Source organism: Actinomycetospora straminea, assembly GCF_028737255.1.
Classification (GTDB): Bacteria; Actinomycetota; Actinomycetes; order Mycobacteriales; family Pseudonocardiaceae; genus Actinomycetospora; species Actinomycetospora straminea.
Window position 1 is genome coordinate 43,225 of the sequence record NZ_JAQZAN010000032.1, and the last position, 8,191, is coordinate 51,415.

General features: G+C 77.8%; 6 protein-coding genes and 1 pseudogene. 5 read left to right on the forward strand and 2 right to left on the reverse strand.

Translation table 11 applies throughout. The features are described 5' to 3' along the window. The first annotated feature begins 9 nt into the window (after positions 1–9). Together PH190_RS28855 and PH190_RS28860 are read left to right on the forward strand one after the other, a co-directional pair. Positions 10–675 (forward strand): hypothetical protein, encoded by a 666-nt coding sequence (locus PH190_RS28855; protein WP_274234989.1) that lies wholly within the window; start codon positions 10–12, stop codon positions 673–675. Continuing rightward, on the forward strand, positions 669–3,680 hold the full coding sequence (locus tag PH190_RS28860; protein ID WP_274234990.1) for an FtsW/RodA/SpoVE family cell cycle protein: 3,012 nt from the start codon (positions 669–671) through the stop codon (positions 3,678–3,680). Before PH190_RS28855 ends, PH190_RS28860 begins: the two co-directional genes overlap by 7 nt. Positions 3,681–3,716: 36 nt before the next feature. Here PH190_RS28860 and PH190_RS28865 read toward each other — a convergent pair whose 3' ends face one another. Further along, a complete protein-coding gene (locus PH190_RS28865) occupies positions 3,717–4,880 on the reverse strand; it encodes a UDP-N-acetylmuramate dehydrogenase (RefSeq protein WP_274234991.1) in 1,164 nt (387 codons plus the stop codon). A 25-nt stretch (positions 4,881–4,905) separates the two neighbouring features. Here PH190_RS28865 and PH190_RS28870 point away from each other — a divergent pair, with 25 nt between their 5' ends. Continuing rightward, positions 4,906–5,412 (forward strand): DUF2505 domain-containing protein, encoded by a 507-nt coding sequence (locus PH190_RS28870; protein ID WP_274234992.1) that lies wholly within the window; start codon positions 4,906–4,908, stop codon positions 5,410–5,412. Beyond that, positions 5,409–6,305, forward strand: coding sequence for a formyltetrahydrofolate deformylase (gene purU / locus PH190_RS28875; protein ID WP_274234993.1), 897 nt, complete (start codon positions 5,409–5,411; stop codon positions 6,303–6,305). The genes PH190_RS28870 and purU overlap by 4 nt, the downstream gene beginning before the upstream one ends. Before the next feature lie 7 nt (positions 6,306–6,312). Here the strand turns inward: purU and PH190_RS28880 are convergent, their stop codons facing one another. Further along, positions 6,313–7,278 carry a pirin family protein gene (locus PH190_RS28880; RefSeq protein ID WP_274234994.1) on the reverse strand — a complete coding sequence of 322 codons (966 nt, stop codon included), beginning with the start codon at positions 7,276–7,278 and terminating at the stop codon, positions 6,313–6,315. Between the two features lie 163 nt (positions 7,279–7,441). Between PH190_RS28880 and PH190_RS28885 the strand changes: the two are divergent. Continuing rightward, a pseudogene (locus PH190_RS28885) lies at positions 7,442–8,191 on the forward strand (hypothetical protein); the annotation flags it as partial.

The window sequence follows — 8,191 nt, forward strand, 5'->3', positions numbered from 1 at the left end:
GACGCCACGGTGACCACTGCCCCCGGCCGCCCCCGAGGCCCACTCCCGCCCGCCGCCGCTTCCCCCGTCGATCGCCCCGCGCCGGCGCTCCCCGCGGACCGCCTGCTGCCCACGCCGGCCTTCCCGCCGCCGCGTCCGGCCCGTGACGTCCGGGCCACCGGCGCCCGGCTGTGGCGCCGGACCTGGCCCTGGCTCGCCGCCGTGGCCGCCGTCGTGCTGGTGGTGGCGCTCGAGCTCGGTCTCCTGCAGGACCGCATCGAGGCCGACCTCGCGCGTCTCCACGCCGCGGGCGGCGCCCCGGCCCCGACCGACACCGTCCCGCTCCCCGCGCTGCCCCCGGTGCCGGTGATCGCGCCGCCGGCGGCCGGCGACGTCGCCGCCGTGCGACTCCGGGTGGTCGATCCTCCGTGTCGCCCGGGCGCCACCTGCACCGTCCTCGTCGGGGTCGACCGTCATCCCGGCGCCGTCGCCGGGTCCCCGGCCTGGACGTTGCTCGCCGTCGATCGCTGCCGCGGGGTCTTCGTCCCCCTCGCGTCGGGCGCGAGCCAGGTCACCCCGACCGCCTCCGTGGCCGCCCCCGTGCCGCCCGGACGCGCCTTCGCCCTCGTCGCGGTCACCGACGGGCCCTCCCGCGCCGCCTCCCCGGCCGTGCCGATCGGGGCCGGGCCGTGCTGAGCGACGAGACCACGGCCGGCTGGGACGAGCCCGCGCCGCGTCGCGCGGCGCCCGGCGACGGCTGGGGACGGGACCGTCGCCGGTCCCGGTGGCGTCGCGCCCTGGGCCGGCTCACCCGCCGCTCCGGGCGTCCGAGCCGGGCCGAGCTCGAGGAACAGCGCCGGGCGCGCGCCCGGGCCCGGGAGGAGCGCGGCGCCGAGCCGTCCCGCGCGGCGTGGGGCGACGTCCTCGCGCTCCTGGCGGCGGGGGTGCTGGTCGTGCTGGGCGCGGCCAACCTGGCGGCGATGGGCGACGTGGAGGCCACCACCACGAAGCTCGCGACCGGCGGGCTGGGCCTCGCGCTCCTGATCCTCCTCGCCGCGCGACGCCGCTCGGTCACGCCGGCGCTGGCGTGGACGGTCTACGGCACGACGCTGGCGTTGCTGCTCGCGGTGCTCGTCGTCGGGCGCGAGGTGAACGGCGCCCGGCGCTGGCTCGCCGTCGGCGGGATCACGCTGCAGCCCTCCGAGCTCGCGAAGATCGCCGTCCCCCTCGCGCTGGCCGCGGTGCTCACCCGGGGCCGCCCCACCTGGCGGCGCTTCGCCGTGGCGCTCCCGCTCGCGGCGGTGCCCATCGTGCTCGTCGCCGACCAGCCCGACCTGTCGACGGCCACGCTGCTGACCCTCACGGCGGCCGCCGTGCTCGTCATCGCCCGGGTGCCGACCCGGTACCTGCTGCCGGTCCTCGCGGCGGCGGTCGTGGCCGCCCCGCTCGCGATCGGGCTCCTGCGCGACTACCAGGTCGCGCGGCTCGGGACCTTCCTCACCGGCTCCCAGTCCGCCGAGGGGCCCGGGTGGGCGGTGCGCCAGGCCCGGCTCGCGATCGCCCGGGGCGGCTGGTGGGGGGACCGGACCGACCCGGTCCACCTCCTGGCCGCCCGCTACCTGCCCGAGCGCGAGACCGACCTCGCCCTCGCCTCGCTCGCCTCGGGCTGGGGCGCGGTCGCGGCGGCCCTCGCCCTGCTGGCCGGGCTCGTGATCGTGTGGCGGTGCGTGCTGGGCGCGCGGGCACCGCGCAGCGCCACCGGACGCCTGCTCTGCGCGGGCTTCGCCGTCCTGCTCGCCGTCGAGCTCGTCGTCTCGACCGGCGGGAACCTCGGCCTCCTGCCCGTCGCCGGCGTGCCCTTCCCGGTCCTGTCGGGTGGCGGCACCGCGACCGTCGTGCACCTCGCGGCGCTCGGGCTCGCGATCAGCTGCCGCCGCGACGGGGCGCGCCGCCCCCTGTGGACGCCGGCTGCCCGCAGCCGCCCCCGGCTCGCGCGCACCACCGTCGCGGCGCTCACCGTCGTGCTGGTCGCGTTCGCCTCGTTCGGCGCGGGTGTGGTGCGCGACCCGGTGGCGGCGGCCGCGAGCGTCGACCAGATGACCCGGTGCGTCACGATCCCGGCGCCCCGCGGGGCCGTGGTCGACCGGCACGGAACGCTCCTCGCGGCCGACGCCGGGGACCGCGGCCTCCGCCTCGCCCCCGCGCTGCTGCGTCACGACCCCGCCGCCGTCGAGCGGCTCGCCGGGCTCCTCGGCCGCCCGCCCGCCGAGCTCCACGCGCTGATCGCCGGCGCACCCGACACCGTCGTGGGGCTCGACGCCGGGACGGTGTCCGGTCCGGTCGGCGACACCGTGGCCGGTGCCGGGCTGCCGGGCGTCGTCGTCGTGCCCGCACCCCGCCGCTCCTACCCCACCGGACCGGTGCTCGCGCCCGTGCTCGGCTGGGTCGGGCGCGCGACCCCGACGCAGACCGCCTGGCACCCCGACCTCGATCCCCGGGGCACGACCGGCCGCGCGGGCGTCGAGCAGAGCTACGACGCCGTCCTGCGCGGGGTGCCCGGCGAGCAGTGCTACTGGGTCGACCCGGTCGGCCGCCCCGTGGCCGCCGGGGAACGACGGGACCCGGTGCCCGGCACGACGCTCACCCTGACCATCGACCTCGGCGTGCAGCGGCGCCTGGTCGCGGACGTCGCCACCTCCCTCGCGGGGAGCCCGCGAGGGGCGGTCGGCGGCGCGGTGGCCATGGATCCCCGCACCGGCGCCGTGCTCGCCCTGGCCAGCTGGCCCAGCCTCGACAACGCCCTGTACGGGCCGCCGCTCGACGAGGCCGCCCTCCGGGCCGCGTCGCGGGCACCCGGCACCCCGACGCTCAACCACGCCATCGCCTCGGCCCTGCCGCCGGGCTCCACCTACAAGCTGGTCAACGCCGCGGCGAACATGGTCCACCCGGTCTTCCCGCCGGACCGGGTCATCCCCACCGGCGGGAGCTTCACCTACGGCACCCACACCTTCGGCAACTGGCGGGTGCTGCCCCCGCAGGACATGGTCGACGCCATCGCCTGGTCGAACGACGTCTACTTCTACAAGCTCGCGCTCGGGCTCGGGCCGGACAACATGATCGACACCGCGCGCGCCCTCGGCGTCGGGCAACCCACCGGCATCGACCTGCCCGGCGAGAGTCCCGGCTACCTGGGCACCCCGGCGAGCGTCACGGCGGCCGGCGGCACGTGGTATCCCGGGTCGACGGTCATCCTGGGCATCGGGCAGGGGCCGATCCTGGCGACCCCGCTGCAGACCGCGCGGTGGACGGCCGCGGTGGCCACGGGCGCGATGGTCACGCCGCACGTGGGTATGGCGGTGGGCACCGGCCCGGGGGCGGTCGCCCTGCCGCACCCGGCGCCGACCCCGCTGCCCTTCGCCGACCGGCTCGGACCGGTCCGCGACGGCATGCGGGCGGTCGTGACCTCCGGGACCGGCCGGGCGCTGGGGAACGCCGGCATCACGGTGGCGGCGAAGTCGGGCACCGCCGAGGACCCCTCGGTCCCGGGCGGCGGGGTGGACGACTGGATGACCGCCGTGGCCCCGGCCGACGCCCCGGACATCGTGGTCACCGCGCTCGCGCAGCGCCCCGACGTCGGCAGCTCCCGGACCGCGGGCGTCGTGGCCAGCACGCTGCGGGCGCACGGCGCGGCCGCGCCCTAGAGCGCCTCAGCGCGCCTCAGCGCGCCTCAGCGCGCCTCACAGCGCGCAGGCGACCAGCACCGGCTCCGGGTGCAGCACCAGCCCGAACGCGGCGTCCACCCGGTCGCGGACGTCGCGGGCGAGCGCCAGGAGGTCGTCGGTGGTGCCGCCGCCGCGGTGGGTCAGGGCGAGCGTGTGCTTGGTCGACACGCGGGCCGGGGCGTGCTCCCCGGGGTAGCCGCGGGGCACGCCCGCGCGCTCGATGAGGGCGGCGGCGGAGAGCTTCACGCGCCCGTCGGGCTGGGGCCACGCGGTGACCGGGTGCTGGCCCGCCGCCTCGGTGACGGCCGCGACGCGGGCGGCGGTCTCCGCGTCGACCACGGGGTTCATGAAGAACGAGCCGGCGCTGCGGCTGTCGGCGTCGTCGGGGTCGAGCACCATGCCCTTGCGGCGACGCAGCCCCAGCACCGCCTCGCGGGCCGCAGCGACCGGCACGCGGGTCCCGGGCTCGACGTCGAGGGCACGCGCCAGCTCGGCGTAGCGGATCGGGGCGGAGAGCCCGTCGGTCGTCAGCCGGAACCGCACGCCGAGCACGATCTCGCCGTCGACGTTGCGGTCGCCCTTGAGCCGGCTCGTGCGGTAGCCGAGGTCGAGGTCGGCGGCGGGCACGGCTCCGCGGCGCCCGGTGCGGCGTGCGTAGAGGTCGACGTCGACGAGCAGGTCGGCGACCTCCACGCCGTACGCGCCGACGTTCTGCACGGGCGTCGCGCCGGTGCGTCCCGGGATGCCCGAGAGGCACTCGAGCCCGCCGAGGCCGTCGGCGACGGTATCGGCGACCAGCGCGTCCCAGTCGTGGCCGGCCTCGACGTGCACGACCACCGAGCCCGCGTCGCGGTGCACGACGTGGCGCCCCTGCGTGTCGATCACCAGCGCCGTGCCGGCGAACCCGGCGTCGCCGACCACGAGGTTCGACCCGCCGCCCACCAGCAGCAACGGCTCGCCCGCCCCGTCGGCGGCGCGGGCCCGGGCGACGACCTCGTCGGCGGTCCGCGCGTGCACGAGCCGCCGCGCCGGGCCGCCGAGGCCGAGCGTGGTCTGGGGCGCGAGCAGGGTCGCGGGGTCGACGTCGCCGCCCTCGGAGCGGGCCGACGCGGGGGCCTCTCCTGGTGACGCCGCCGATGGGGATGCGGGTGTCGCTGCTGCGGTCGGACCGGGTGCCATCACCCCCGACGGTAGCCTCCCGCGCGTGCCCCGCCGCATCACCCACCGCGCCACCTGGGACGTCCCCGCCCACGACGTCTACGCCGAGCTGGTCGACGCCGACCACCTCCGCGCCCGCCTGCAGGAGCTGGGCGGCAACGATCCGGCGCTGGTCGAGCACGCCGTCGACGCCTCCGGGGCGCGACTGAAGCTGCGCCAGGCGGTTCCCGCGGAGTTCCTCCCGTCGGTCATCCGCCGCTTCACCGGGGGCGACCTGGTCCTCGACCGGGTCGAGACCTGGCGGCCCCGCCACGCGGGTGGCTACGAGGGCACGTTCGAGGTGACGGTGCGCGGGCTGCCCGGGTCGATGACGGGCACGCAGCGCCTGGAGGACTCGGGCAGCGGGTCGGTCACGACGGTCGAGGGCGAGGCGGCGGTGAACGTGCCGATGGTCGGCGGCCGGGTCGAGGGCGTCGTCGTCGAGCAGGTGGGCCAGCTGCTCGACGCCGAGGACGACTTCACGCGCCGCCGGCTGGCCCAGGACCGCTCGTGAGCCGCCGGCTCGTCATCACGCTGAGCTGCCCCGACCGCACCGGCATCGTCGCCACCATCACCGGCCGGCTCGCCGGGCTGGGGGCGTCGATCACCGAGGCGGCCTACCACGCCGACACCGACGCCGGCTGGTTCGTGACGCGCCAGGTCGTCGACGCCGCCTCGGTGCCGGGCGGCGCCGACGTGCTGCGACCCGTGATCGGGCAGATCGCCGCCGAGCTCGAGGTGCCCGGCGGCGAGCCGGTGGCGTGGCGGGTCCGCGACACCAGCGAGACGCCGCGCGTCGTGATCCTGGTCAGCAAGGAGTCGCACTGCCTGCACGACCTGCTCGGGCGGGTCTGGGGCGGCGAGCTCGACATGGACGTGCGGGCGGTCGTCGGCAACCACGAGGTGCTCCGCCCGGTCGCCGTCGCGCACGGCGTGCCGTTCCACCACGTGCCGTTCCCGTCGCGCGCCGAGGACGACGAGGCGCGCACCGGCCGTGACGCCGCCTTCGCGCGGGTCGCCGAGATCGTCGACGCCCACGAACCGGCCGCGGTGGTGCTGGCGCGGTTCATGCAGGTCCTGACCCCGGCGCTGTGCGACCGCTGGGCGGGCCGGGCGATCAACATCCACCACAGCTTCCTGCCCTCGTTCATGGGCGCGCGGCCGTACCACCAGGCGCACGCCCGCGGCGTCAAGCTCGTCGGCGCGACCTGCCACTACGTGACGCCCGACCTCGACGCCGGCCCGATCATCGAGCAGGACGTCAGCCGCGTGGACCACGCCGACACCCCGGAGGACATGGTCCGCCGGGGTCGCGACGTCGAGAAGCTCGTGCTGGCGCGCGGGCTGCGCGCCCACCTCGAGGACCGCGTGCAGGTGCACGCGGGCCGGACGGTGGTGTTCCGCTAGGCGTGTGTCAGACGCGCTCGGCGGGGATCGCGCCGAGCCGGCCGGCGTGGAAGTCGACCATGGCCTCGCGGACCTCCTGCGTGGTGTTCATGACGAACGGTCCGCCCCAGGCCACGGGCTCGCGGAGCGGACGCCCGCCGAGCAGGACCACCTCGAGCTTCGGGTGGCGGCCCTCCTGGCCGGGGTCGGCGGCCACGCGCAGCGACTCGCCGGGGCCGAACACCGCGAGCTGCCCGGTGCGCACCGGCCGGCGCTCGGCGCCCACCGTGCCGTCGCCGGACAGGACGTAGAGCAGCGCGTTCTGCTCGCGGTCCCAGGGCAGGTGCAGCTGCGCGCCGGGCTCCAGCGAGGCGTGCGCCATGGTCATCGGCGTGTACGTCGACCCGGGGCCGGCGTGCCCGGCGATCTCGCCCGCGATGACGCGCACGAGCGTCCCGGCGTCGGCGCTGGTCAGCAGCGCGGCGGCGCCCGAGCGCAGGTCCTGGTAGCGGGGCTGCACCCACTTCTGCGCGCGCGGCAGGTTCACCCACAGCTGCAGGCCGTGGAAGAGCCCGCCCGACGCGACCAGCGCCTCCGGCGGCCGCTCGATGTGCAGGACGCCCCCGCCGGCGGTCATCCACTGCGTGTCGCCGTTGGTGATCGTCCCGCCGCCGCCGTGGTTGTCGGCGTGCTCGAAGGTGCCGTCGATGATGTAGGTGACGGTCTCGAAGCCGCGGTGCGGGTGCCACGCCGTGCCCTTGGGCTCGCCCGGCGCGTACTCCACCTCGCCCATCTGGTCGAGGTGGATGAAGGGGTCGAGCAGGGCGAGGTCGACGCCCGCGAAGGCGCGGCGGACCGGGAAGCCCTCGCCCTCGTAGCCCTGCGGGGCGGTGGTGATCGAGCGGACGCCCCGCTCGGTGACGCCGACCCGGGGGCCGTCGGGCTCGGGGATGCGGGGCAGGACCGTCAGATCGGCGACCGTCAGCGCGGGCATCGTCCCTCCTTTGTTGAAGCTTCAATGTACAACGCCGAACGCGCCGGTGCCTGGGCCGATTCCCGGAGCGGCGTGATCACGAATTCTGCGCTGAACGTCTCCTCAGTGGCGCACGATCGGGCTACGGTCCGCGTGGCGACGGACGGGTGGCGGGGAGGCGACCGTGGCGGGCGACGACGAGACGCGGCACGACGGCTCCGCCGCCCCGCCGGACCCCGAGCCGGGGGCCACCGAGGCCCACCGCACCGCCGCGACCTCCCCGGACACCGCGTCCGAGGCCGCGACCACGATGCACCGCACCGGATTCTCCGACGCCACCGCGGGCGACGGCGCGGGCGCGCCGGACGACGGAGCGTCGGGCAGCGCCAGCGCGGCCGGCGAGGACGCTCACGCGACGACCGTGCACCCGACGGCCGGGGCCGCGTCGCCGCGCACCGACGGCACGGGGAGCACCGACGCCGCCGGCGACGACAGCCGTCCCACGGCGGTCCACCCCACGTCGGGGAGCGCGGGCGGCAGCGTGACGACGTCCGGCGACACGACACCGGGCGCCGCGGGGCCGCAGAGCGGGCAGGAGACCCGGAGCGCCCCGTCGACGCCGGACCCGTGGGCGCCCGGCGCGGCGGCGGGTGCGGCCGGTGCCGCGGGCGCGGCCGGTGCCGTCGGGGCGGCGAGCTCGCCCTGGGGCTCGTCCGGCTCCTCCGCCTCCGCCACCGGCCCCGCCGGCCAGACCGCGCCGCCCACCCCGGGCGCGTCCGGCACGGGCACGGGCCCGTGGGGCCAGGGCCCGGCGACGGGAGCGGCGCCCGGTACGGCCCCCACCGGCCACGGCCAGCAGGGCTGGCCGGCCCAGCAGGGCTACCCCGGCCAGCCGGGCTACCCCGGCCAGCAGGGTCACGGCCAGGGCGGCTAC